This is a genomic window from Burkholderia sp. AW49-1 (genome assembly GCF_053427845.1).
This window is the reverse complement of record NZ_JBSAXF010000007.1, coordinates 13,972-36,943: the sequence shown is the minus strand read 5'-3', so window position 1 is coordinate 36,943 and position 22,972 is coordinate 13,972. Positions and strand designations below refer to the sequence as shown.

The following is a 22,972-nucleotide window of genomic DNA, read 5'->3' as shown; positions in this document are numbered from 1 at the left end:
GACGGAGCGAAGCGATGACGCAATTGTTCGATACGCTGGGTTTCATCGAGGCTTCGGCGGCGCGGGCCGGCGCAGGCGCGCACGCACAAGGGGCGCTTGACGAAGTGGCCGCACGCGCCGACGGCGCCGCCGTGTCGCTCGCGCACGTCGGCAAGGTGTTCTCGACGCCGCGCGGCCAGGCCGCCGCGCTGCGCGACGTGACGCTCGACGTGCGGCGCGGCGAGGTGTTCGGGATCATCGGCCGCAGCGGTGCCGGCAAGTCGACGCTGCTGCGGCTCGTGAACGGCCTCGAACGGCCGAGTTCGGGCACCGTGCGCGTGCAGGGCGTCGACGTCGGCGCGCTCGACGAGGACGGGCTCGTCGCGCTGCGGCGTCGCACCGGCATGGTGTTCCAGCATTTCAACCTGCTTTCGGCGAAGACGGTGTTCGAGAACGTCGCGCTGCCGCTGAAGATCGCCGGCGTGCCGAAGGCCGAGCGCACGCGCAAGGCCGAGGCGCTGCTCGACCTCGTCGGGCTCGCCGCGAAGCGCGACGCGTATCCGGCGAGCCTGTCGGGCGGCCAGAAGCAGCGCGTCGGCATCGCGCGGGCCCTGGTGCACGACCCCGAGGTGCTGCTGTGCGACGAGGCGACCTCGGCGCTCGATCCCGAGACGACGCAATCGATCCTCGCGTTGCTCGCCGACATCAACCGCCGCCTCGGGTTGACGATCGTGCTGATCACGCACGAGATGGAAGTGATCCGCGCGGTCTGCGACACGGTCGCGGTGATCGAGCAGGGCGAGGTGGTCGAAACGGGCCCGGTGTGGCGCGTGTTCGGCGATCCGCGCCACGGCGCGACGCGGGCGCTGCTCAGCACGCTCGTGCACGACCTGCCGGCCGAACTGGCCGCGCGCGTGCGGCCGTTGCCCGAGCAGGCCGCGCTGCCCGACGGCGCGCAGGTGGTGCTCGACGTTCGCTATACGGGCGAGAGCGGCGGCGAGCCGGACGTCGGCGCGCTCGCGGCGGCGCTCGGCGGTTCGGTGCGCTTTCTGCACGGCGGGATCGAGCGGATCCAGGGCCATGCGCAGGGGCGTCTCGTGATCGCGGCATCGCCGCGCGCGGATGAAGCCGGGCAGCTGTCGGCCCGCGGCGGCGCGGTCGCGGCACTGCTCGAACGCGCACGCCGCCATGCGAACCACGCGGAGGTGCTCGGCTATGTTTGAACTCTGGTGGCCCGAACTGCTCGACGCGATCCGCGACACGCTGTCGATGGTCGCCGCGTCGGCCGCGATCGCCGCGCTGGTCGGCATCCCGCTCGCGGTGATCCTCGTGACGACCGCGCCGGGCGGCATCTACGCGCGGCGCGGCGTGAACGCGGTGCTCGGCGCGCTCGTCAACGTGTTCCGCTCGACGCCGTTCATCATCCTGCTTGTCGCGCTGCTGCCGTTCACGCGCGTGCTGATCGGCACGACCATCGGCGTGTGGGCGGCCGTCGTGCCGCTGTCGATCGCCGCGATTCCGTTCTTCGCGCGGATTGCGGAAGTGAGCCTGCGCGAAGTCGATCGCGGGCTGATCGAGGCCGCGCTCGCGATGGGCGCGAAACGTCACCACATCGTGTGGCACGTGCTGCTGCCGGAAGCGCTGCCCGGCATGCTCGGCGGCTTCACGATCACCGTCGTCGCGCTGATCGGCTCGACCGCGATGGCGGGCGCCGTCGGCGCGGGCGGGCTCGGCGATCTCGCGATCCGCTACGGCTACCAGCGCTTCGACACCACTGTCATGGTGACCGTGATCGTGATCCTGATCGCACTCGTTTCGGCCGTGCAAATCACGGGCGACCGCCTGGTCCGACGCGTGACCCGGCGTACCTGAGCGGCGCCACGAGCGCCGGCTCCTTTCATTGAAGACCCTGAGAGAACGATACCCATGACCTTACCCATCGGCGCTCCGCGCGACTGGAACGGACAATTCGAGGAAGCGCTGTTTCTGGACGTCGCGCGACGCCATCGCCCCGACTTCCCGGACAAGCTGGCGACACCGCCGCGGGAACCTCGCGATGTAGACGAACGGGCCGCCGTCGCCGACTACTACACGAAGATGGCGTCGCACGACCTGTTCATCGTGCAGGTCGTCGCGAAGGCGATCGACACGCTGTTCCGCGACGACCCGCATTTCCAGCTGATCCTGTCGCGTCAGCTCGGCGACGACGGCGCGCACGCCGTGATCGGTCGCGAACGCGTGACCGAACTGACGGGCCGCGATCCGCTGCCGGAAGTCGAGCGGCTCGTCGCCGCGCACTGGGAACGCATTGGAGACATCGCAGTGCGCGACGTCGCGGGCTTTCTCGCGTTCGAATGGCATTACGAACTGCACATCCTCGCGAAGCTGTGGATCCAGCGCAAGACCGGCCGCATCGCCGACGGCGCGATGCGCGAGCACGGCGAGAACCGGATTCGACCGGACGAGGAGTGGCATCGCGTGCAGATCGTCCAGTGGTGGTTCGACACGTTGAAGGCGCTGCCGGCCGCCGAGCGCGACGCGCTGATCGATCGCGTGATCGCGGCCGACGAGGAAATGCAGGAACGGCTCGACGGCTATCTGCACGATGAATACGCGTATACCGCGCACGTGTTCGGTGCGGACATCGCCGAATACCGCGCGATCTACGACGACTGGCGGCGCGAGATCCTGTCGCAACTGACCGGATGCCGACTCGGCGCGCTGGTGCCGCTGTCGAGCGATGCCGTTGCGCACGCAACCCTTGCACAGGAAGCCGTCGCATGAATGATCCTCGCGGCCCGGCGACGCTGGCGCCGGACTCCGACGCCAGCGCGATCGACACCGACGCGCTGGCGCGTGCGATCGACGCGCTGCGTGCGACGGCCGCCGCGCGCGACCGCGCGGGCGGCCATGCGGCCGACGAGAAGCAGCGACTCGCCGACGCGGGCCTGCTGACGCTCGCGGTGCCGCGCGAATTCGGCGGACAGGAGGCCGAGTGGCCCGCGATCTACGACACGATCCGGCTGATCGCGCGCGTCGACAGCGCGCTCGCGCATCTGGTCGGGTTCCAGGTCCTGCAGGTGGTGAGCGTCGACGTGTGGGGCAGTGCGGCGCAGCGCGAACGCTATCTGCGCGGTACGGTCGAGCATCGCTGGTGGTGGGGCAATGCGGTGAACCCGCTCGACACGCGGCTGGTGGCGACCGCGACGCCGGACGGCGGCTACCGGCTCGACGGCGTGAAGGGATTTTGCTCGGGCACGCGCGGCTCGCAGCGGATGACGGTGGCCGCGCACGATCCGGAAACGGGCCGCGCCGTGTTCGGCGTCGTGCCGACCGATCGCGACGGGATCACGGTCAACGAAGACTGGGATCCGGTCGGCCAGCGCCAGACCGACAGCGGCAGCGTGCGTTTCGACGGCGTGTCGCTCGCGCCGGACGACGTGCTGCACCGGTCCGAGATGCCGCCGACGCCGCGCGCGACGCTGCGCACGCTGGTGTCGCAGCTCGTGTTGACGAATCTGTTCGTCGGGCTTGCGGAAGGCGCGCTGGCCGAGGCGCGCGAATACGTGCTGGCGCACGGCCGGCCGTGGATAAACTCGGGCGTCACGCGGGCGAGCGACGATCCCTATACGCTGCAGCGCTTCGGCGACATGCGCGTGCAGGCGGTTGCGGCGGCGTCGCTGGCCGATCGCGCGGCTGTCGCGTTGCAGCGGGCATGGACGCGGCGCGACGCGCTGACGGCCGGCGAACGTGCCGAAGTGGCGCTCGCGGTGTCGGACGCGAAGATCGTCGCGCAGCGCGCGGCGCTCGACAACGGCGAGGCGCTGTTCGATGCGTGCGGCGCGCGCGCGACGGCCGCATCGCTCGGCCTCGACCGCTTCTGGCGCAATGCGCGCACGCATACGCTGCACGATCCGCTCGATTACCGGCTGCGCGACGTCGGCCGGTTCGCGTTGACGGGGGAATTGCCGCAGGCGTCGCTGTATACGTAGCGTCGGCGAACCGTCCGTCGACGCTACGCAGCTCGGTGTCGCCTACCAGCGATAGCCGACGCCCGCGCCCGCGCCGAACGAGCCGTGGCCCGACACCGCCGTCGTGATCGAGCCTTTGACGAGCCATTTCGTCGTCGCGACCGACAGGCCGACCGCCATCGCGCTTTGACCGCCGTACGTGCCGCCGCCGAGCGCAACGACCTTCTCGCCGGGCAGCACGGCCTGCGGCAGGTTGGCCATCGCGATCGCGCTCGCTGTGCCAGCGTTCGCGTCCTTGCGGTACTTCGACATTTCTTCGCGAACCGAATTGATCGCGCCGTTCAACTGGCGCACGTTGACACCGTCCGTCGGTGCAGTGCCGTCGGCCACGTTGGTCAACTGGCGTTCTGCACCCGGCGCGCCGATCGAGACCGTGTTGTCGCGATCCGCGACCGAGTTCGCGCCCAACGCCACGGCATTGTTGGCGCTCGCGCGGCTGTTCGTGCCGATCGCGGTGGAGTCCGTGCCGGAAACATTCGAGCCGGTGCCGACGGCCGTGCCGTTCGTGGCGGTGACCTTCGAATTCGTGCCGATGGCCGTGCCGTTCGTCGCGGTGACGGTCGAATTCACGCCGACCGCCGTACCGTTGTCGCCCGAGACGTTCGAGCCGTTGCCGACCGCCGTTCCGTTCGTCGCCGTGACCGACGTATTCGTGCCAATCGCGGTGTCCGTCGGGTCCGTCACCGTGCCGCTCGGGACGCTCGACGAGATCTTGCCGACGGTGGTCGTCAGCGCCGCGAGATCCGTCGTCAACGTCGAAACCTGGCTTGCGATCGAGAACAGCTGCGAACCGTTGACGGCGTCCGTGCTGGTTGCGCTGATTGCACCGGCCGCGACGTTCACGATCTGCCGCTCGGCGCCGGCGCTGCCGACGCTGACCACACCGACCGGCGTGCCCGCGAAGCCGCTGTAGCTGACGCCGTCGAGCGTTACGCTACTCACGGTCGTGAACGCGCGCGTCGCTGCGTTCGAGCCCAATGCGACGGAGTTCGCGTCGGCGGCGTTCGCGCCTTCGCCGATGGCGACCGCGTTCACGGCGGATGCCGTCGCGCGGGCGATGGCCACGCTGCCGGTTGCGGACGCCGAGCTGTCGATGCCGAGCGCGACCGCATCGTTGGCGCCGGCGTTCGCCTGGAAGCCGAGGGCCGTCCCGCCGGCCGCCACGCTGCCTTTGCCGACCGCCGTCGAGAACGTCGCGGTCGCGCTCGCGCCTTGTCCGACCGCCGTTGCCTGGTCGACGGCCGAGGCACCCTGACCGAATGCCGACGCGGTGGCGCCGTTGGCGATCGCGCCGTCGCCGACCGCCGTCGCCTGGATACCGGTTGCGCGGGTAAGCGCGCCGAGCGCCGTTGCGTGGTCTCCGGTGGCGGTGGAATTGCCGCCGACCGCAGTTGCCTGCGTGCCGGTCGCGCCGGCCATGCGGCCGATCGCGACGGTTTCGCTATAGGCGCCGGTCGACGAACCGGAGTTCGCCACCGCCGCGGTGCCGATTGCCACGTTGTCGCAACCCGTTGCGGTCGCCGGATACGTTCCGCTTCCCGAGATCGCGATGTTGCCGACGCAGCCGCCCGACGTTTCTGTCGACGTGCCGTTCTGCACGTAGTCGGCCCGCGCGGGCGCGGAAGCGGCGAATGCGACCATGGCGGCACCGACCGCGACGGCAAGCGTGGCCTTCGACTTCTTCGGTGCGCGTCGTGCGGAAAATTCCAACCCTCGTTGATGCTTGTTCATTTCGTGTTCCCAGGCTCAATGTAAAAGTCGTGTTGTGTTTTGCACGGTCTGCGCACGATTTCACGTTCGCATCGAATCGTTCGCGTCTCTTTCATGACAGGTGCTGCCCGTCCATCCGGCAAACAAAAGTTCTACTAATCAAATTCGACATTCGCCGGTATTGAAGAGACAAGAACCGCGCACGGATCGCAGCTACGTGCTTCGGCCGCGGCCACTTCCGGGCTTCGGGGGCTCGAAGCTCGAGCCGCGACGACGCATTTTGATGGGCCTCGGCCGAGCCTATGTTTGCCGCGGCGTCTGAACGCTATGTTTCGGGAGAAATTCGGTCGGTGAGGGGGGCGGTGGTGGGCAGGTGGTGTGGCGCGCTCGTGCGGGTAGGCGTCTCGTCGTGCGGCACTTCATCGTCGAATTCCGTCCCGACCGTCATTGCGACGGCGGGAATGCCGTAGACATCGACCGCGTGCGGGAACTCGGCTTTCTCGATCGATTTCGTGTCGCCGGCGCGCGAGAGCGACAGCCGCGTACCGGGTGGCATATCGATGCGCAGCAGACGCGCGCTCTTCTCGAGCGCCGGATGTTTTGCGGCTTCTTCCTTTCTGATGTTCGCCTCGGCCCGCCGCCCGATCGCCGCCATCAAGACGACGAAGCTGCTCATCACGCACAGCGCGGCGAGGACGACGGTGGAGCGTCGCCGATGCACACGAAACGATCGTCGTACAGGCGGAAGCAACGCCAGTGCAACGATCCCGAGCAGGACTGAGACGGCCGCCAGGAACGAAATGCCGAGAACGATGAAGAAGGTGCCGGAGAAAATCGGGTGCAGCCACCGGTGTGGCCCCGGGTGGCGAACGGCATTTCAGGATCTTGTACGAACGGACGTCATTGCAGTGTTCTGCCGCATCGATCCGATGACGGCAGCACGCACGTCGTCGCCTTTCCACATGCCTAGATCGGCAGACGCACCGTCTGCTTGATGCGTTTCAGCGGAATCTCGGTTTCGACGTTGCGTACGCCTTCGATCTGGGTGAGCGTCTCCATCTGAAAGCGCTGATAGTCATCCAGATCCTTCGCGATGACGCGCAGCAGATAGTCGTAGCTGCCGGCCATCAGATGGCATTCGAGTACCTCGGGCGCTTGCTCCATCTCGCGCGCGAAGCGTTCGACGGTCGTCTTGTCCTGGCGTTCCAGCGTGACGCGCACGAATGCCGTGAATCGCAGTTCGACGGCAGCCGGGTTCAGCAAGGCGACGTACGCGTCGATGACGCCTTGTTCCTCGAGCAGATGAACGCGGCGCAGGCAGGGCGTGGGGGAGAGGCCGGCCTGCTGCGCGAGCTCGGCATTCGTCTGATTCGAGTTTCGTTGCAGCGCACGCAAAATGCGCCGATCGATGGCATCCAGCTTGGTTGGCATTTTTGACTACCGGTGGTGACGATATTGGAGAATAACTCCAATTTGCAAATCGAAAGTAGCCAACTTCGCAGCCATTCTCCACGGCAACTTGCCGATAATCCGGTGACTGCCCGGCCCCGGAGGCATATGCGATTCCCGCCCGTCGCTCCCGGTGCCGCTTTCAGGAGAATTCCGATGCCGCACGTAGCCTGGCTGCCATTCATGGCCACCTCCCTTCTGATCATTCTGACGCCGGGCCAGGACATGGTGCTCGTGATGTCGCGCACGCTATCCGGCGGCACGCGGGCGGGCCTCGTGACCGCTGCGGGCGTCAGCGTCGGGTTGCTCGTGCATACGATGCTCGCGACGCTCGGGCTGGGCGCGCTTCTTCAGGCATCCGAATGGCTGTTCACTGCCTTGAAGATGATCGGCGCGCTTTACCTGCTGTATCTCGGCATCACGCTGCTGCGTTCATCCGGCGGGCTGACGCTCGCGAGCGGTCGCGACGCGCCGGCGTCCGGGCTGCGCACGTTCGCGCAAGGCGCGCTGTCCAACGTGTCGAATCCGAAGGTCGCGCTGTTCTATCTCGCGTTTCTGCCGCAGTTCGTGCCCGCGGGCGCCGCGCATCCGATGCTGTCGCTGTTCGTGCTCGGCACGACGTTTGCCGGCCTGACATTTCTCGTCAAGGGGCCGGTCGCGCTGTTCGCCGGCCTGCTGTCGACGTCGATCCGGCGCAATCCGCGCATCCTGACCCGCATGCACCGGGTGAGCGGCGCGGTCCTTCTCGGGCTGGGCGTGAAGCTGGCGTTCGAGCGTCGTTGACGATGCTCATTGAGCCGGCAGCGCGTCCGCCAGCGCGCGCATCGCGTCCACCGTTTCCGGATTCGCCGGGAAAAACGCCTCGATCGCGAGTTCCGACAGCGTGACGTCGACCGGCGTGCCGAACACCGTCGTCGTGCTGAAGAACGTCAGTTCGCCGGCGGCCGTGCGCAGCCGCAGCGGCACCGCGATGTCCGCGTAGCCGGCGCGTGCATGCGTGTCGTCGGGCTGGCCGGCCGGAGCCGGATAGGCTGCGAGTTCGTCGCGCAGCGCATGCAGCGTGCGGTCGCCGCTCGCGTCGATCTGCCGTTGCAGCCGGTGCAGGATATGCGCGCGCCATTCGTGCCAGTTGACGATCTGCGGCGCGAGGCCGTCAGGATGCAAACTCAGGCGCAGCACGTTGACGGGTGGCTGCAGGAGCGCCGGCTCGGCCTGCGCGACTAGCGCGCCGAGCATCCGGTTCGCGGCGAGCAGCGTCCAGTGGCGATCCACCGCGAGTGCCGGGTAGGGCTCGTGGCCGCGCAGCACGGCTTCGACCGCATGGCGCGCCGCATCGAGCTGCGGATCGGAGAAGGGCCGTTCGCGAAACAGCGGCGCATAGCCGGCCGCGACGAGCAGCGCGTTGCGCTCGCGCAGCGGCACGTCGAGGCGCTCCGCGAGATGCAGCACCATCTCCCGGCTCGGCTGCGCGCGCCCCGATTCGACGAAGCTCAGGTGCCGCGCGGACACCTCGGCCTCCAGCGCGAGGGCCATCTGGCTCAGGCGCCGGCGTTGACGCCAGGTGCGCAGCAGCGAGCCGATGCCGGACGCGCGGCCGGCGGACGGGGGGAGCGATTGAAGGGCGGCGGTCGAGTTCATGACGAGGATGATAGGCAATCCCTCGCGCATCGGACATTACCTGCGAGGTAAGCATTCCGGATCGATGTGCATCGGGTGTGCATCGCCGACTCCGCCCGAGGCGCCCTTCCGCCCCCGCATTTCGATCCCGGATGCGCGCCGACGCTGCGTTACCATAGCCCCCGTGCCACCTGAGAGGCGACACCGGACCCGCGGCCACGACGCCCGAGCCGGATGCCGCGCACATTCACAACAAGGCATTCCAGGGGAATCCAACAATGAAAAAACTCGCCGTCCGCGTCGCCTGCGTGGCGATGCTCGCGCTCGCCGCAACCAGCGGCCATGCGCAGACCGAAGCCGCGCAGGTCGAAATGAGGGCCGCCGCCGCGGCCGCCAACAAGGTCGTCGTGAACGGCCCGGCCGATATCGACGTCAAGCACGAAGCCGTGCTGAAGCTGAAGGAAGGCGAATCGTTCGTGCCGGCTGCCGAAGCCGGCCGCTACCTGCGCTCGATGGGCAACTCGATCGACGAATCGAAGCTGGTCGGCCTCGTGCTGCCCGAGGACCCGGACGCCGACTGGATCTCGGTCGTGTCGTTCGAGCCGAGCGGCTACATCCGCGACGACGACGCGAAGGACTGGAAACCCGACGAATTGCTGAAGAGCCTGCAGGCCGGCACCGAGGAAAACAACCCGGCGCGCAAGGAGCGCGGGTTGCCCGAGACCGAGGTGGTCGGCTGGGCGCAGGCGCCCGCGTACGACGCCGCCACGCACCGGCTCGTGTGGTCGGCGATCATTCGCGACAAGGGCGCGGCCGCGAACGCGGAGAGCGACGGCGTGAACTACCGGACGCTCGTGCTCGGCCGCGACGGCTACCTGTCGCTGACGATGGCGTCGACGCTCGCCGATTTGCCGAAGTACAAGGCGTCGGCCGACGATCTGCTCGCGAACATCCGCTTCAACGACGGCAAGCGCTATGCCGATTTCAACAAGTCGACCGATCATGTCGCCGAGTACGGGCTCGCAGCGTTGATCGTCGGCGTCGGCGTCGGCGCGAAGAAGCTCGGGCTGCTCGCGCTGATCGGCGCGTTCGCCGTGAAGTTTTTCAAGATCGGCGCGGTTGCGCTGCTGGCGGGCGGCGCGGCGCTGAAGCGTTTCTTCGGGCGCAAGCCGAAGCCGGCAGCCGTGCCGGTCGTCGCCGATGCAACCGGCGCAACCACCGTGTCCGGCACGGAGCACAAGGAATGACGAAGCTGCTGCTGCTGATCTTCGGCGGCCTGAAGCTCGGCAAGGTGCTCATGTCGGCGGGCACCATGCTGGCGTCGATCGCGGTCTACGCGCTGTTTTACGGGTGGCGCTTCGCGGCCGGTTTCGTCGCGCTGCTGCTGGTCCACGAAGCCGGCCACTACGTGGCCGCGCAGCGGCGCGGGCTCGATGTCGGGCTGCCGACGTTCATTCCGTTCGTCGGCGCGTGGATCCAGCTGAAGGAGATGCCGCACGATGCCGAAACCGAAGCGTACGTCGGACTGGCCGGTCCGTTCGTCGGCACGCTCGGCGCGCTGGCCTGCTACGCGGCCGCACGGCACTACGACAGCAATCTGCTGCTCGCGCTCGCCTATACGGGCTTCTTCCTGAACCTGTTCAACATGATTCCGCTGTCGCCGTTCGACGGCGGGCGCATCACGGCGGTGCTCTCCCCGCGCATCTGGTTCGCGGGCGTGCCCGTGCTGATCGCGCTGTTCGCGTACCGGCCGAGCCCGCTCCTGATCGTGATGGCGATCCTCGCGTTGCCGCAGTTGAAGCGCGCATGGCGCTACGATCCCGACGCGCCGGAGAACCGCGCGTACTACACGACGTCGGTCGAGACGAAAACGACTTACGCGCTTTTCTACGTCGGCCTGCTCGCGTTTCTCGCGCTGATGACGTCCGGCGTGCACGACATGCTGCGCGTCGCGCATTCGGCGGCCTGAGCGACGTAAAAACGGCGGCCGCTCATGCGCGGCCGCCGTCGTCTTTGCCAGCCGCTCGGCAATTGCGCGAGCACGTATGCCCCAGCTGAACGCCGAGACGGCGAACAGCATCGCCAGTATCCGATAGCGCACGGCGGTGCGGCGGGCGGTGCGCGCGAGATCGATCGGAAGATCGCGAGGGAGATGTTTGATTGGACATCCAAACATACGTCGTCGTATGACATGGCCAAAAGTTCATGAGGCCTGGCCGAACCCGAAACTTCGGGTTTTCCCTTGGCGAAGCGGCGTGGAATGGCCAACATTTGGGCAAAGCCCGAAGGGATAAGGGTTTCGCGCAGAGTATGGCAGGATCGACGATCGGCGCGAATCCTGAAATCGTGTCGGCAGACATCGTATCTGTTGAGCTACAATGAACCAATCATTCCCGAAACACGGAGCACACCCCATGCAACTGACTGGAGAGATGCTGATCGGCGCCGATGCGGTGGCCGGCTCGGCCGGTACCCTGTACGCGTTCGACCCGACGAAGGGCGCGCCGATCGATGCGCCGGCCTTCGGCATCGCGACGCAGGCCGACGTCGAGCGCGCGTGCGAACTCGCGCGCGACGCGTTCGATGCGTACCGCGCGCAGCCGCCGGCGGCCCGCGCGGTGTTTCTCGAAACGATCGCCGACGAGATCGTCGCGCTCGGCGACGCGCTGATCGAGCGCGCACACGCCGAAACGGGCCTGCCCGTCGCACGGCTGCAGGGCGAACGCGGCCGCACCGTCGGCCAGCTCCGGCTGTTCGCGCGCGTCGTGCGTGACGGACGCTTCCTCGCCGCGTCGATCGATCCCGCGCAGCCCGCGCGCACGCCGCTGCCGCGCTCGGACCTGCGGCTGCAGAAGGTCGGGCTCGGGCCCGTCGCGGTGTTCGGCGCGAGCAACTTCCCGCTCGCATTCTCGGTGGCCGGCGGCGATACGGCGTCGGCACTCGCGGCCGGCTGCCCGGTGATCGTGAAGGCCCACGAGGCGCACCTCGGCACGTCCGAGCTGGTCGGCCGTGCGATCCGCTCGGCGGTGGCGAAATGCGGGATGCCGGCCGGTGTGTTCTCGCTGCTGATCGGCCCCGGCCGCGTGACCGGCGCGGCGCTCGTCAGCCATCCGGCGGTGCAGGCCGTCGGCTTCACCGGGTCGCGGCAGGGCGGCATGGCGCTCGTGCAGCTCGCGAACGCGCGCCCGCAGCCGATTCCCGTCTACGCGGAAATGAGCAGCATCAACCCGGTCGTGCTGTTCCCGGCCGCGCTGGCCGCGCGCGGCGAAGCGATCGCGACCGGCTTCGTCGATTCGCTGACGCTCGGCACCGGCCAGTTCTGCACGAATCCGGGCCTCGTGCTGGCGGTCGATGGCCCCGATCTCGACCGCTTCGAGTCCGTTGCGGCACAGGCGCTCGCGAAGAAACCGGCCGGCGTGATGCTGACGAGCGGCATCGCCGACGCGTATCGCAATGGCCGCGGCAAGCTGGCCGAACTGCCGGGCGTGCGCGAAGTCGGCGCGGGTGAGGCGGCGCAGACCGAATGCCAGGCAGGCGGCGCGCTGTACGAAGTCGCCGCGCCGGCGTTCCTGGCCGAGCCGGCGTTCGGCCACGAAGTGTTCGGGCCGGCATCGCTGATCGTGCGTTGCCGTGATCTCGACGAAGTCGCACGCGTGCTCGAGTCACTCGAGGGCCAGCTGACGGCCACGCTCCAGATGGACGCCGACGACAAGCCGCTCGCGCGCCGCCTGCTGCCGATCCTCGAACGCAAGGCCGGGCGCCTGCTCGTGAACGGCTACCCGACCGGCGTCGAAGTGTGCGACGCGATGGTGCACGGCGGGCCGTTCCCGGCGACGTCGAATCCGGCGGTCACGTCGGTCGGCGCGACCGCGATCGAGCGTTTCCTGCGGCCCGTGTGCTATCAGGACTTCCCGGACGATCTGCTGCCCGAAGGGCTGCAGGAAAGCAATCCGCTCGGCGTTCCGCGGCTGCGGGACGGGAAGGCGGAGTGACGGTGCGGCGGCGCGGCGCGAAGCCGGGCCGCTTGCTGAACGACTGAAAGCGGGGGCGGCCGGCGGGCCGCCTCCGCTTTTTTCATGATGGCTTCCGCGTCACCGGAATTTCTCCTACAGTAGCGGGGCCTCGGGCCGCCCGGCCCGCAGGCGAGCCTGAGAGACCACAAAATTCCAAGAGGGAACCATCCGATGAACATCAGCAAGCGCGGCGACCACCTGTTCGCCGCCGGATTGTGGAAGGCGATCGGCGACGTCGCGCATTCGGTGCGCAGCCGGATCGGCCAGTACAGCGAAGGGCGCGTGCTCGCGAATGCGCTGCTGGAATTCCAGCGCGACCTGGGCGGCAGCGAATTCGACGTGACCATCAACCAGGGGCGGCCCGTCACGGGCTCCGATGCGCATTCGCTCATGTTCGGCCTCGCCGTGCGCCGGTTCCGGCAGGACATGGAAGCGCTGGTGTTCGCGCTCGAGCATCGCCGCAGCATCGACGAACGCGACCAGAGCTTGCGCACCGAAGCGCTGATGCAGGCCAACAGCGCGCTTCTGACCGCGAAGCAGTCGGCGACGATCACGGTCGGCCGGTTCTTCGACGCGGTCGTCGATCGCGACGTGCTGGGGCAGATTCTCGGCGACGGGTCGAACGCACGCGTGCGTGCGGGCGCGCAAGGGCAGATCGAGGCGACCCGGATCAAGCTCGGCAACGTGCGTCACCGGATCATCGGCGTCATCGCGCAGATGTGACCGCACGCATCGCGACGGGATGCGTGGCATGGCCGCCGCTACAGACGACCGCGGCCGGCAGGTGCCGGCCGCGATGCAACACAGGCAACGAGCCGACCGCGGTGCCGTTGCAGGCGCCGCGCCGGCAATATCCGCTTACTGCGGGCCCATCTTCCTGATCAGCACGTCCAGTTCGGCCATTTCGGCGTCGGTGAGGTCGACGAGCGGCGCGCGCACCGGGCCCGCGTCGTGGCCGACGAGCTTCGCGCCCGCCTTCACGATGCTGACCGCGTAGCCCGCTCGACGGTTGCGGATCTTCAGGTACGGCAGGAAGAATTCGTCGATCAGGCGGCCGACCGTTGCGTGGTCGTCCTTCGCGATCGCTTCGTAGAACGCCATCGCCGTCTTCGGGATGAAGTTGAATACGGCCGACGAGTACACCGGCACGCCGAGCGCCTTGTACGCGGCTGCATAGACTTCGGCCGTCGGCAGGCCGCCGAGGTACGCGAAGCGGTCGCCGAGGCGGCGGCGGATCGTGACCATGCTCTCGATTTCGCCGACGCCGTCCTTGAAGCCGATCAGGTTCGGGCAGCGATCGGCGAGGCGCTCGAGCATGTCGGCGTTCAGCTTCGAATTCGCGCGGTTGTACACCACGACGCCGATCTTCAGCGCGCGGCACACCTGCTCGACGTGTTCGGCGATGCCTTCCTGGCTGGCTTCGGTCAGGTAGTGCGGCATCAGCAGCACGCCGCTCGCGCCGAGGCGCTCGGCTTCCTGCGCATATTCGATCGCGACGCGCGTCCCGCCGCCGGCGCCGGCCAGGATCGGCACCTTGCCCTTGCAGGTTTCCGTCGCAACGCGGATCACGTCCGAATACTCGCGCTGCGTGAGCGAGAAGAATTCACCGGTGCCGCCGGCCGCGAACAGCGCGGTCGCGCCATACGGCGCCAGCCATTCCAGACGCTCGGCATAGGTGGTCGGGCGGAAGCTGCCGTCCGCGTCGAAGTCCGTCAGCGGAAACGACAGCAGGCCGTGGGAGATGATCTGTTTGAGTTCTTGCGGTGAGGTCATGGTTGGGTCGTCCGTCTAGCGCGAGGGCTGGGTTCGTCGGGTACGCCATCCGAGCCATATTGGCGATGTCGTTGTATGTCATCGTACAACGAGGGGCAGCGCAGTGCAAGCGGTTTGCCGGCGGGTAAAGGGTAGGGTCTTTCCGGATAAGGGTTTACGCAGCATCGCGGGTTGACGTCGAATGTCGTATGATGACTAACGATTTGGCTGGTAGCCTTCCAGGAATTCCAATGACTGCTTCCCCCCTTTATATCCGCGTGCACCCGGACGACAACGTCGCGATCGTCGTCAACGACGGCGGCTTGCCCGAGGGCGCGACGTTCGCCGACGGCCTGACGTTGCGCGAAGGCGTGCCGCAAGGGCACAAGGTCGCGCTGGTCGACCTCGCGGCCGGCGACCCGATCGTCCGCTACAACGTCGTGATCGGCTACGCGCTCACCGAGCTGCGCCGCGGCAGCTGGGTCAACGAGCGCACGATGCGCATGCCGGAGCCGCCGGGCCTCGACGACCTGCCGCTCGCCACGCGTGCCGCGCCGCCGCTGGCGCCGCTCGAAGGCTATACGTTCGAGGGCTTTCGCAATCCCGACGGGTCGGTCGGCACGCGCAACATCCTCGCGATCACGACGACCGTGCAGTGCGTGTCGGGCGTCGTCGAGCATGCGGTGAAGCGGATCAAGGACGAACTGCTGCCGCGTTACCCGAATGTCGACGACGTGGTCGGGCTCGAGCACACGTATGGCTGCGGCGTCGCGATCGATGCGCCCGATGCCGACATCCCGATCCGCACGCTGCGCAACATCAGCCTGAACCCGAACTTCGGCGGCGAGGTGATGACGGTGAGCCTCGGCTGCGAGAAGCTGCAGCCCGAGCGCCTGCTGCCGCCCGGCGCGATTCCGCTGGCGGCCGACGGCGCGACGGACAACGGTGGCGTCGTGTGCCTGCAGGACGCCGCGCACGTCGGCTTCAACTCGATGATCGACTCGATCATGACGATGGCCGAATCGCATCTCGAGCGGCTGAACCGCCGCCGTCGCGAAACCTGTCCGGCGTCCGATCTCGTCGTCGGCGTGCAGTGCGGCGGCAGCGACGCGTTCTCGGGGCTGACCGCGAACCCGGCGGTCGGCTTCGCGGCCGACCTGCTCGTGCGCGCGGGCGCGACGATCATGTTCTCGGAAGTGACCGAAGTGCGCGACGGCGTCGCGCAGCTCACGTCGCGCGCAGCGAACGAGGACGTCGCCCGCGAGATCATCCGCGAGATGGACTGGTACGACCGCTACCTGCAGCGCGGCCGCGTCGATCGCAGCGCGAACACGACGCCCGGCAACAAGAAGGGCGGCCTGTCGAACATCGTCGAGAAGGCGATGGGTTCGATCGTGAAGTCGGGCAGCGCGCCGATCGCCGGCGTCGTGCGTCCCGGCGATCGGGCGCGGCAGAAGGGGCTGCTGTACGCGGCGACGCCCGCGAGCGATTTCATCTGCGGCACGCTGCAGCTCGCGGCGGGGATGAACCTGCACGTTTTCACGACCGGCCGCGGCACGCCGTACGGCCTCGCGCAGGTGCCGGTGATCAAGGTCGCGACGCGCAGCGATCTCGCGCGGCGCTGGCACGACCTGATGGATCTCGACGCGGGGCAGATCGCGACCGGCGCGGCCTCGATCGAGGACGTGGGCTGGGAGCTGTTCCGGCTGATGCTCGACGTCGCGAGCGGCAAGCGCCGCACGTGGGCAGAGCAATGGAAGCTCGCGAATGCGCTGACGCTGTTCAATCCGGCGCCGGTGACCTGACGCGCGCGATCGAAACGGCTGACGATGCGGGCGCCTTCGGGCGCCCGTTTTTGCTTGTGGCGACGCGATGTCCTTACCTCGAACGTAATCGACTGCCCGTGCGAGGCCGGCGACGATGGCGGCACGCGAACGCGAAATGTCCGCGGCGCTGTCCTTCCTTCATCCAGACCAGGAGCCTCGCATGAACACCGCTCAAACCGTCCAGTCCGCACACGCCGACCTGATCGACCGCTATTTCGACGCGTGGAACGAGCCCGACGTCGCACGCCGGCGCGCGCTGATCGATGCGACCTACTCGAGCGACGCGGCCTATCGCGATCCGCTGATGGCCGGCGACGGCCACGCGGGCATCGACACGATGATCGCCGCGGTGCAGGCGCGCTTCCCCGCGTTCCGATTTCGCCGCACGACCGACGTCGACGGGTTCGGCCAGCATCTGCGCTTCTCATGGGCGCTCGTGTCGCCCGACGGCGCGGCGATCGTGAGGGGTTCGGATTTCGGCACCGTCGATGCGTCGGGCCGCCTGAAGTCGGTCACGGGTTTCATCGACGAAATGCCGGCCGCGGCATCGTGACGTGAGCGATGCATGCCCCGCGGCCGCCGGGATCGGGTAACTTATGCCATTCGTTCCCGATCCCGGAGACTTGCCCACATGTTGAAGAATCTCGATCCGCTGCTGCACGCCGACATCCTGCACACGCTGCGCGCGATGGGCCACGGAGATGAAGTGGTGATTTGCGATGCGAATTTTCCGGCGGAATCCGTCGCCGAGCACACGGTGGTCGGCCGCGCGCTGCGCATCGACGGCGCCGACTCGGCGCGCGTCGCACGCGCGGTGCTGTCCGTGTTGCCGCTCGACACGTTCGTCGAGACGCCCGCGTGGCGGATGGAAGTGGTCGGCGATCCGGCCGCGGTGCCGCCCGTGCAGCGCGAAGTGCAGGCCGAAATCGATCGCGCGGAAGGGCGCGCCGTGCCGCTCGTGGGCGTCGATCGATTCGCGTTCTACGAGCGCGCGCAACAGGCGTATGCGGTGATCGTCACCGGCGAGCTGCGCGGCTACGGCTGCTTCCTGTTCAAGAAGGGCGTGCTGCTGAGCGACGCCGGTTAAGGCTCGTTCCCTTTATTCGCGGCGGCGGCCGGGTGTCGTTCTTCGTGGTGCCGTCATGCCTGCGTCGCCGCCACGGTGTAAAGATTTGCTACAACCTTTTTCTTGGACACCGCGAAAAGACCCTCTATGCTGGCCCATTTGCCGCGGGCCCGACAAGGCCGCGCGGTTCCGAACCGCGCGGGCACGCCTCGCGCGGACGGCCGATTTGCATACGAGGAGATTGGCATGACGCGTTCCGTCGATTCCGGCGTCATTTTTTTCGCACGCCTGGCGCTGGCGGCGTTGTTCTTGTGGGGCGGCGTGATGAAGCTGCTCGGCTACAGCGATTTCATCGGCTATCTGCATGGGCTGAACGTGCCCTATCCGCAGGTGACGGGCCCGGTCGTCGTCACGATCGAAGCGCTCGGCGGCCTGCTGCTGATCGTCGGCTACAAGGTGAAGCCGCTCGCATTGCTGATGGCGTTCTATACGGTCGCGACCGCGATGGTCGGACACAATTTCTGGGACGCGACCGACGCTGCGGTCCAGCACGACATGGTGATCCACTTCTGGAAGAACATCGCGATCGCCGGCGGCTTCCTGCTGCTGTTCGTGACCGGCGCGGGCGGCGCAAGCATCGACGCGCTGCGCCGGCCGAGTTCGTCGTACGGCGCGCTGCGCTGAGTCGAACCGGGCTGAACGGCGCGACGCACGCGCGTCGCGCGCCGCGCTGAACCAAATCAAAAGGGCCGAATCCCGCACGCTGCGGGATTCGGCCCTTTGTTCATCCAGCCGGCGCATGCGCGCCGGTGTTCAGCGCGCGTCCTTCAGGTCCTTCGCATCCTTCGAGAACTGCACCGCGATTGCGCCGAGCACGCAGATCGTCGCGACATACACGACCGGCGCGAGCGGGTTCGACTTCATCATCAGCGACACGATCACCGGCGTCAGGCCGCCGAAGATCGCATACGCGACGTTGTACGAGAACGAGATGCCCGAGAAGCGCACGACGGCGGGGAAGCTTTTCACCATTACGAACGGCACGGCGCCGATCGTGCCGACCGCGAAGCCGGCGATCCCGTAGTACAGCGGCAGCGTCGACGCGTCGGCCGCGACCTGCGCGAACAGCAGGTAGTAGCACGCGGCCAGCACGAGGCCGCCGATGCCGAGCACGCGCTTCGCGCCGATCCAGCCCGCGAGCGAGCCGGCGGTGATGCAGCCGGCCGTCAGGCACAGCGTCGCGATGCTGTTCGCGAACAGCGTGGTCGCGGGCGTCAGGTGAAACTGCTTCTGCAGCAGCGCGGGCGTCATCAGGATCACGACGACGATCGCCGCCGACAGCATCCACGTGAGCAGCATCGACACGATCACCGCGCGGCCGTGGTCGCGCAGCACGGCCTTCAGCGGAATCTCGGCCGCGAGCGCCTTCTTCGCCTTCATCTCGGCGAACACCGGCGTTTCGTGCAGCCAGCGGCGCAGGTACACGGAGAACAGGCCGAACACGCCGCCGAGCAGGAACGGAATGCGCCAGGCGAACGCGGTAACTTCGGCGCCCGAGTAACGGCTGTTGATGCCGGCGGCGACCAGCGAGCCCAGCAGGATGCCGGCCGTGAGGCCGGCGGTCAGCGTGCCGCACGCATAGCCGATATGGCGCGACGGCACGTGCTCCGACACGAACACCCATGCGCCCGGCACTTCGCCGCCGACCGCCGCGCCCTGCAGCACGCGGAACAGCAGCAGCAACACCGGCGCGAGGATGCCGATCGAGTCGTAGGTCGGCAGCAGGCCCATCAGCAGCGTCGGCACCGACATCATCAGCACGCTCAGCGTGAACATCCGCTTGCGGCCGAACAGGTCGCCGAAGTGCGCCATGATCACGCCGCCGAGCGGGCGCGCGAGATAACCGGCCGCGAAGATGCCGAACGTCTGCAACTGGCGCAGCCAGTCGGGAATGTCGTGCGGGAAGAACAGCTGTCCGATCGCGGGTGCGAAGAACACGAAGATGATGAAGTCGTAGAACTCGAGAGCGCCGCCGAGTGCGGCAAGGCCAAGAGTTTTATAGTCGCTGCGCGTGAGCGCGCGTTCGGCGGCGCGAGGCACGCCGCTCAATTCGGAAGCTTGCATGGTCAGGACGATCGGTTTTCGAATGTTGTTGTCGGTGCTGCGTCTCCAGAACCCGCTATCGGCATGGACTGGCAAGGCGCGGCTTGCGTCGTCGAGCGTGTGCCGAGCGCCGGATGGGCGCGCGACACGCACCGTCGCACCGGGATGGGGCACGACGCAGACGAAGCGTCAAAGCGGGTGGGGGGATTCTACAGGAGCGCGAAATGCGTGCGCGCGGGGCCGCGCCGAGGAATGCTTCGGACTTCGTCGGGACGAAACGCACGCGGCGCGGCAGGCGGGTGAACCGCTTGCCGCGCCGCGCGCGTGACAGGGTCTGCTCGATCAGTTGCCGGCGATCGTGTCGACCGGCTTGAACGCGCCGTGCTCGACCTTGTAGATCGTCACCGGCGCATCCTTCAGGTCGCCCTTCGCGTCGTACGCGATGCTCGGCGCCGACACGCCCTTGATCGACACCTTGCCGAGATACGGCGTGTAAACCTTCGGGTCGGTCGAGTTTGCGTCCTTCATCGCGGTGAGCAGCGCGATCGTGCCGTCGTACGAGTAGGGCGAATAGGTGATCACGTCTTCATTGAAGCGTGCCTTGTAGCGCGATGCGTAGCCGGCGAAGCCCGGCATCTTTTCCTTCGGCAGCCCGCCCATGTAGACGATCGCGCCTTCGGCCGCTTCGCCGCCGACCTTCAGGAACGTCGGCGAGCGCGACATCTCGCCGGTCACGAAGGCGGCCTTCATCCCGAGCTGGCGCATCTTGCGGATCATCGGCGAAGACTGCGCGTCGCCGCCGCCGTAGAAGATCGCGTCGGGGTTGATGCCCTTCAGGTTGGTCAGGATTGCAGAGAAGTCGAGCGCCTTGTCGTTCGTGAAATCACGCTTGACGATGGTGCCGCCGGCGGCCTGCACGGCCTTCGCGAATTCGTCGGCGATGCCCTGGCCGTAGGCCGTGCGGTCGTCGATGATCGCGATGCGCTTGAAGCGCAGCGTCTTCACCGCGTACGTGCCGACGATGCGGCCCGCTTGCGCGTCGCTCGTCAGCAGCCGGTAGGTCGTCTTGTAGCCGCGCGCCGTGTATTGCGGCGACGTCGCCATCGAGATTTGCGGCAGCCCCGCGCGATCGTACAGGTCGGACGCCGGAATGCTCGTGCCCGAGTTGAAGTGGCCGATGACGCCGCGGACATTGTCGTCGATCAGCCGCTGCGCGACCGTCGTGCCGGTGCGCGGGTCGGCCTGGTCGTCCTGCGAGTCGAGCTGGAACGTGACCGGCTGACCGCCGATCGTCGGATGCGTCGCGTTGAAATCGGCGATCGCGAGCTGCACGCCCTTCTGCATGTCCGTGCCGTAGTTCGACTGCGGCCCCGTCAGCGGTGCGGCGAAACCGATCTTGACGACGTCGGCGGCGTTGGCGTGCGCGCCCGACAGTGCGCAGGCAGCGGCCAGCGCGACGTGCGATACCTTCAGCTTCACTTTCACTTCCCCTTGATGGCGTGGTTGGGCCGCCGCCGGCCAGCGGGCCGGTGCGGTAAACCGGGCGAGACGTATCGGTCTGCAGGCGTTTGCGACAGCCGTGCGGTGTGTGCCGTGCGCCGCGCGGGTTGTGCCGGAATCGGCGTGTGCGGCGGCGGCGGGATGTCGTCTCGTAACCGTTGATCGAAGTCTAGGTAGCGAAAATGCGCGCGTCTTGCGCGTTCGATGCGTGGCCGGCGACGATTTCGGCATATCGTCGATAACCCTGATATATGCCGAAATCGTCATGTGGAATGCGCAATCGCGCCAAGACGCGACACGCCGGCATTTCTAGGATGGCGGCTTCGCGAGCGTTGTTTCGGTACCGGCGAGGTGCGTCGATATCGCCGACGTTGCCGACGGATGCCCGGCGCCATGCAGCGGGCCGATGCGAAATCGGCGCCGCCCGACAAGCGCGCCGCAGTGGTTGCGCGCACAACCGCACGGCGTACGATGCGCCGACGTATGCGGCCCCCCCGATCGTCGCTGATCGTCGCCGATCGGCGGCGCGTTGCGCGGACCGCCGTTCATCGCGCCGCCCGATCGCTTGTCCGAGATCGCCACGACGTGTTCTTGAGCGCGCTCCTATAATCGACGCCATCAGCCACTCCCTTCGCCAATGCCGGGATGACGACCTTTCTTGCCGCACCGCCCATGAGCCTGTCCGATACGCTGCGCTACCAGCCCGACAACGCCGATCTTGGCGCGATGCTCGCGCACTTCCGCCTGCTTGAGCCGGTGTTCGACGCACTGCCCGACGTCGCGTTCTTCGTGAAGGACGCGAACGGTCGCTACGCGCTCGTCAACCGCACGCTGGCGATGCGCTGCGGCTACAAGGACAAGCGCGACCTGCTCGGCAAGACGACCGACGAGGTGTTTCCGCGCCGCTTCGGCCGGACCTACTTCGAACAGGACATGGCGACGATCACCGCCGGCCAGCAGCTGATGGACCAGCTCGAGCTGCATCTGTATCCGGGCCGCCAGCCGGGCTGGTGCCTGACCTGCAAGGAGCCGCTGCGCGACGCGGCCGGCAAGGTGGTCGGTCTCGCGGGCATCTCGCGCGACCTGAAGGCGCACGAGGGATCGCATCCGGCCTACAGCAAGCTCGCCGACGTGGTGCAGCACATCCAGGATCACTACGTGCAACCGCTGAACCTGAAGCAGCTTGCGCAGATGGCCGGGATGTCGGTCGCGCAGCTCGAACGCTACTTCCACAAGGTGTTTCACCTGACGCCCCGCCAGGTGCTGCTGAAAACGCGGCTCGACGCGGCCACGGCGCTGCTCGTCACGCACGACAAGGTGACCGACGTCGCGGCGCTATGCGGTTATACGGATCACAGCGCGTTCACGCGCCAGTTCAAGGCGACGGTCGGTGTGACGCCGACGGAATACCGGCTGATGTTGCAGGACCGGGCCGGGTGAAGTGACGCGCCGGGCGGGCCGGCGGGTCTGAAGGATCGGGGTGGTGCGAGAGCAAGAAGCGGGGAAAGGAAGCCGGAAAGCGGCGGCTCAGCGGTAGCCGAGGCCTTTCAGGACGGCCGTGCCGTCTTCGGTCAGGCGGAAGCTCGGTGCCGTGTCGGCGTCGAGCTTGATCATCTCGACGAGGCCGGCTTCCTGCAGCGCGGGCAATTCGGGTTTGGCGTTCGCGCCGATCGGTGCGTGCAGCAGCACGAGCAGCGTCGCGATTTCATGATGGCTGAGCAAACGGCGCAGCATCGTCTTTTTCACAGGGGGGGCGGCCGGGCGGCCCGCGGGTGCATCTACGGCGCTCATCGCTGTCCTCCTTTTCCGGATATCCATCGGGTACTGGTTGCGGATGGTGCCGTCGAAGACTTAAGCGATTCTTAAAATCGCGGTGGTCAGGCCGATGCTGCAGTGCGGCGTGCGTTACCGGATGTAACCTCCGCC

General features: G+C 67.6%; 22 protein-coding genes and 1 pseudogene. 14 read left to right on the top strand and 9 right to left on the bottom strand.

Translation table 11 applies throughout. The annotated features are described in order from the left end of the window. Positions 1–14 precede the first annotated feature (14 nt). Genes ACV22W_RS13435 through ACV22W_RS13420 form a run of 4 tightly spaced genes read left to right on the top strand, consistent with a single transcriptional unit; the run spans position 15 to position 3,971 of the window. The gene (locus tag ACV22W_RS13435) at positions 15–1,202 is read left to right on the top strand and encodes a methionine ABC transporter ATP-binding protein (protein WP_448019773.1); all 1,188 of its coding nucleotides are present in this window, start codon (positions 15–17) and stop codon (positions 1,200–1,202) included. Next, positions 1,195–1,851, top strand: a complete 657-nt coding sequence (locus tag ACV22W_RS13430) for a methionine ABC transporter permease (RefSeq protein ID WP_448019771.1) — start codon at positions 1,195–1,197, stop codon at positions 1,849–1,851. The genes ACV22W_RS13435 and ACV22W_RS13430 overlap by 8 nt, the downstream gene beginning before the upstream one ends. A gap of 54 nt (positions 1,852–1,905) precedes the next feature. Continuing rightward, a complete protein-coding gene (locus ACV22W_RS13425) occupies positions 1,906–2,763 on the top strand; it encodes a hypothetical protein (protein ID WP_448019769.1) in 858 nt (285 codons plus the stop codon). After that, positions 2,760–3,971 (top strand): acyl-CoA dehydrogenase family protein, encoded by a 1,212-nt coding sequence (locus ACV22W_RS13420; protein ID WP_448019767.1) that lies wholly within the window; start codon positions 2,760–2,762, stop codon positions 3,969–3,971. Before ACV22W_RS13425 ends, ACV22W_RS13420 begins: the two co-directional genes overlap by 4 nt. Before the next feature lie 42 nt (positions 3,972–4,013). Here ACV22W_RS13420 and ACV22W_RS13415 read toward each other — a convergent pair whose 3' ends face one another. From ACV22W_RS13415 to ACV22W_RS13405, 3 genes are all read right to left on the bottom strand, one after another. Further along, on the bottom strand, positions 4,014–5,741 hold the full coding sequence (locus ACV22W_RS13415) for a YadA family autotransporter adhesin (RefSeq protein WP_448019765.1): 1,728 nt from the start codon (positions 5,739–5,741) through the stop codon (positions 4,014–4,016). Between the two features lie 304 nt (positions 5,742–6,045). Then, complete coding sequence (locus ACV22W_RS13410) at positions 6,046–6,396, bottom strand: hypothetical protein (protein ID WP_448019763.1); 351 nt, start codon at positions 6,394–6,396, stop codon at positions 6,046–6,048. A gap of 290 nt (positions 6,397–6,686) precedes the next feature. Next, positions 6,687–7,151 (bottom strand): Lrp/AsnC family transcriptional regulator, encoded by a 465-nt coding sequence (locus ACV22W_RS13405; protein WP_448019761.1) that lies wholly within the window; start codon positions 7,149–7,151, stop codon positions 6,687–6,689. A 174-nt stretch (positions 7,152–7,325) separates the two neighbouring features. On the opposite strand from ACV22W_RS13405, the gene ACV22W_RS13400 reads away from it, so the two are divergent. Then, the gene (locus tag ACV22W_RS13400; protein ID WP_448019759.1) at positions 7,326–7,952 is read left to right on the top strand and encodes a LysE family translocator; all 627 of its coding nucleotides are present in this window, start codon (positions 7,326–7,328) and stop codon (positions 7,950–7,952) included. Between the two features lie 6 nt (positions 7,953–7,958). Here the strand turns inward: ACV22W_RS13400 and ACV22W_RS13395 are convergent, their stop codons facing one another. Next, positions 7,959–8,807 carry a helix-turn-helix domain-containing protein gene (locus ACV22W_RS13395; RefSeq protein WP_448019757.1) on the bottom strand — a complete coding sequence of 283 codons (849 nt, stop codon included), beginning with the start codon at positions 8,805–8,807 and terminating at the stop codon, positions 7,959–7,961. Between the two features lie 257 nt (positions 8,808–9,064). On the opposite strand from ACV22W_RS13395, the gene ACV22W_RS13390 reads away from it, so the two are divergent. Then, the gene (locus ACV22W_RS13390) at positions 9,065–10,033 is read left to right on the top strand and encodes a DUF2167 domain-containing protein (protein ID WP_448019755.1); all 969 of its coding nucleotides are present in this window, start codon (positions 9,065–9,067) and stop codon (positions 10,031–10,033) included. After that, positions 10,030–10,755, top strand: coding sequence for a site-2 protease family protein (locus ACV22W_RS13385; RefSeq protein WP_059508586.1), 726 nt, complete (start codon positions 10,030–10,032; stop codon positions 10,753–10,755). Before ACV22W_RS13390 ends, ACV22W_RS13385 begins: the two co-directional genes overlap by 4 nt. On the opposite strand, the pseudogene ACV22W_RS13380 reads toward ACV22W_RS13385, so the two are convergent. Next, positions 10,755–10,954, bottom strand: a pseudogene (locus ACV22W_RS13380) (MFS transporter); the annotation flags it as partial. The gene ACV22W_RS13385 and the pseudogene ACV22W_RS13380 sit on opposite strands and share 1 nt — an antisense overlap. Before the next feature lie 246 nt (positions 10,955–11,200). Between ACV22W_RS13380 and ACV22W_RS13375 the strand changes: the two are divergent. Together ACV22W_RS13375 and ACV22W_RS13370 are read left to right on the top strand one after the other, a co-directional pair. Continuing rightward, the gene (locus ACV22W_RS13375) at positions 11,201–12,778 is read left to right on the top strand and encodes an aldehyde dehydrogenase (NADP(+)) (protein ID WP_448019753.1); all 1,578 of its coding nucleotides are present in this window, start codon (positions 11,201–11,203) and stop codon (positions 12,776–12,778) included. Between the two features lie 192 nt (positions 12,779–12,970). Further along, a complete protein-coding gene (locus tag ACV22W_RS13370; RefSeq protein WP_448019751.1) occupies positions 12,971–13,522 on the top strand; it encodes a hypothetical protein in 552 nt (183 codons plus the stop codon). A 135-nt stretch (positions 13,523–13,657) separates the two neighbouring features. Here ACV22W_RS13370 and kdgD read toward each other — a convergent pair whose 3' ends face one another. Continuing rightward, positions 13,658–14,572 carry a 5-dehydro-4-deoxyglucarate dehydratase gene (kdgD, locus tag ACV22W_RS13365; RefSeq protein WP_059528402.1) on the bottom strand — a complete coding sequence of 305 codons (915 nt, stop codon included), beginning with the start codon at positions 14,570–14,572 and terminating at the stop codon, positions 13,658–13,660. Positions 14,573–14,802: 230 nt separating this feature from the next. Here kdgD and garD point away from each other — a divergent pair, with 230 nt between their 5' ends. The 4 genes from garD (at position 14,803) to ACV22W_RS13345 (ending at position 18,127) form a co-directional block, all read left to right on the top strand. Continuing rightward, positions 14,803–16,356 carry a galactarate dehydratase gene (gene garD, locus ACV22W_RS13360; RefSeq protein ID WP_059692295.1) on the top strand — a complete coding sequence of 518 codons (1,554 nt, stop codon included), beginning with the start codon at positions 14,803–14,805 and terminating at the stop codon, positions 16,354–16,356. A 181-nt stretch (positions 16,357–16,537) separates the two neighbouring features. Continuing rightward, positions 16,538–16,930, top strand: a complete 393-nt coding sequence (locus ACV22W_RS13355) for a nuclear transport factor 2 family protein (protein WP_448019749.1) — start codon at positions 16,538–16,540, stop codon at positions 16,928–16,930. A 78-nt stretch (positions 16,931–17,008) separates the two neighbouring features. After that, positions 17,009–17,464: an RbsD/FucU family protein gene (locus tag ACV22W_RS13350; protein ID WP_448019747.1), complete on the top strand. Its 456-nt coding sequence runs from the start codon at positions 17,009–17,011 to the stop codon at positions 17,462–17,464. A 225-nt stretch (positions 17,465–17,689) separates the two neighbouring features. Next, the gene (locus ACV22W_RS13345; RefSeq protein ID WP_059528390.1) at positions 17,690–18,127 is read left to right on the top strand and encodes a DoxX family protein; all 438 of its coding nucleotides are present in this window, start codon (positions 17,690–17,692) and stop codon (positions 18,125–18,127) included. 129 nt (positions 18,128–18,256) lie between these two features. Here the strand turns inward: ACV22W_RS13345 and ACV22W_RS13340 are convergent, their stop codons facing one another. Next, positions 18,257–19,567, bottom strand: coding sequence for an MFS transporter (locus ACV22W_RS13340; RefSeq protein ID WP_059528387.1), 1,311 nt, complete (start codon positions 19,565–19,567; stop codon positions 18,257–18,259). A gap of 321 nt (positions 19,568–19,888) precedes the next feature. Then, a complete protein-coding gene (locus tag ACV22W_RS13335) occupies positions 19,889–21,025 on the bottom strand; it encodes a branched-chain amino acid ABC transporter substrate-binding protein (protein WP_448019745.1) in 1,137 nt (378 codons plus the stop codon). A gap of 666 nt (positions 21,026–21,691) precedes the next feature. On the opposite strand from ACV22W_RS13335, the gene ACV22W_RS13330 reads away from it, so the two are divergent. Further along, positions 21,692–22,486, top strand: a complete 795-nt coding sequence (locus ACV22W_RS13330; RefSeq protein WP_124611535.1) for an AraC family transcriptional regulator — start codon at positions 21,692–21,694, stop codon at positions 22,484–22,486. A gap of 87 nt (positions 22,487–22,573) precedes the next feature. Here ACV22W_RS13330 and ACV22W_RS13325 read toward each other — a convergent pair whose 3' ends face one another. After that, complete coding sequence (locus ACV22W_RS13325; protein ID WP_059528378.1) at positions 22,574–22,837, bottom strand: hypothetical protein; 264 nt, start codon at positions 22,835–22,837, stop codon at positions 22,574–22,576. Between the last annotated feature and the right edge of the window lie 135 nt (positions 22,838–22,972).

What these genes read in the sequence shown, in the direction of transcription:
- ACV22W_RS13375 (WP_448019753.1), top strand. Translation starts at nt 11,201, where the DNA reads ATGCAACTGACTGGAGAGATGCTGATCGGCGCCGATGCGGTGGCCGGC.
- ACV22W_RS13400 (WP_448019759.1), top strand. Translation starts at nt 7,326, where the DNA reads ATGCCGCACGTAGCCTGGCTGCCATTCATGGCCACCTCCCTTCTGATC.
- ACV22W_RS13415 (WP_448019765.1), bottom strand. Translation starts at nt 5,741, where the DNA reads ATGAACAAGCATCAACGAGGGTTGGAATTTTCCGCACGACGCGCACCG.
- ACV22W_RS13370 (WP_448019751.1), top strand. Translation starts at nt 12,971, where the DNA reads ATGAACATCAGCAAGCGCGGCGACCACCTGTTCGCCGCCGGATTGTGG.
- ACV22W_RS13325 (WP_059528378.1), bottom strand. Translation starts at nt 22,837, where the DNA reads ATGAGCGCCGTAGATGCACCCGCGGGCCGCCCGGCCGCCCCCCCTGTG.
- ACV22W_RS13345 (WP_059528390.1), top strand. Translation starts at nt 17,690, where the DNA reads ATGACGCGTTCCGTCGATTCCGGCGTCATTTTTTTCGCACGCCTGGCG.
- ACV22W_RS13390 (WP_448019755.1), top strand. Translation starts at nt 9,065, where the DNA reads ATGAAAAAACTCGCCGTCCGCGTCGCCTGCGTGGCGATGCTCGCGCTC.
- ACV22W_RS13395 (WP_448019757.1), bottom strand. Translation starts at nt 8,807, where the DNA reads ATGAACTCGACCGCCGCCCTTCAATCGCTCCCCCCGTCCGCCGGCCGC.
- ACV22W_RS13420 (WP_448019767.1), top strand. Translation starts at nt 2,760, where the DNA reads ATGAATGATCCTCGCGGCCCGGCGACGCTGGCGCCGGACTCCGACGCC.
- kdgD (WP_059528402.1), bottom strand. Translation starts at nt 14,572, where the DNA reads ATGACCTCACCGCAAGAACTCAAACAGATCATCTCCCACGGCCTGCTG.
- garD (WP_059692295.1), top strand. Translation starts at nt 14,803, where the DNA reads ATGACTGCTTCCCCCCTTTATATCCGCGTGCACCCGGACGACAACGTC.
- ACV22W_RS13340 (WP_059528387.1), bottom strand. Translation starts at nt 19,567, where the DNA reads ATGCAAGCTTCCGAATTGAGCGGCGTGCCTCGCGCCGCCGAACGCGCG.
- ACV22W_RS13410 (WP_448019763.1), bottom strand. Translation starts at nt 6,396, where the DNA reads ATGAGCAGCTTCGTCGTCTTGATGGCGGCGATCGGGCGGCGGGCCGAG.
- ACV22W_RS13355 (WP_448019749.1), top strand. Translation starts at nt 16,538, where the DNA reads ATGAACACCGCTCAAACCGTCCAGTCCGCACACGCCGACCTGATCGAC.
- ACV22W_RS13385 (WP_059508586.1), top strand. Translation starts at nt 10,030, where the DNA reads ATGACGAAGCTGCTGCTGCTGATCTTCGGCGGCCTGAAGCTCGGCAAG.
- ACV22W_RS13425 (WP_448019769.1), top strand. Translation starts at nt 1,906, where the DNA reads ATGACCTTACCCATCGGCGCTCCGCGCGACTGGAACGGACAATTCGAG.
- ACV22W_RS13405 (WP_448019761.1), bottom strand. Translation starts at nt 7,151, where the DNA reads ATGCCAACCAAGCTGGATGCCATCGATCGGCGCATTTTGCGTGCGCTG.
- ACV22W_RS13350 (WP_448019747.1), top strand. Translation starts at nt 17,009, where the DNA reads ATGTTGAAGAATCTCGATCCGCTGCTGCACGCCGACATCCTGCACACG.
- ACV22W_RS13330 (WP_124611535.1), top strand. Translation starts at nt 21,692, where the DNA reads ATGACGACCTTTCTTGCCGCACCGCCCATGAGCCTGTCCGATACGCTG.
- ACV22W_RS13435 (WP_448019773.1), top strand. Translation starts at nt 15, where the DNA reads ATGACGCAATTGTTCGATACGCTGGGTTTCATCGAGGCTTCGGCGGCG.
- ACV22W_RS13430 (WP_448019771.1), top strand. Translation starts at nt 1,195, where the DNA reads ATGTTTGAACTCTGGTGGCCCGAACTGCTCGACGCGATCCGCGACACG.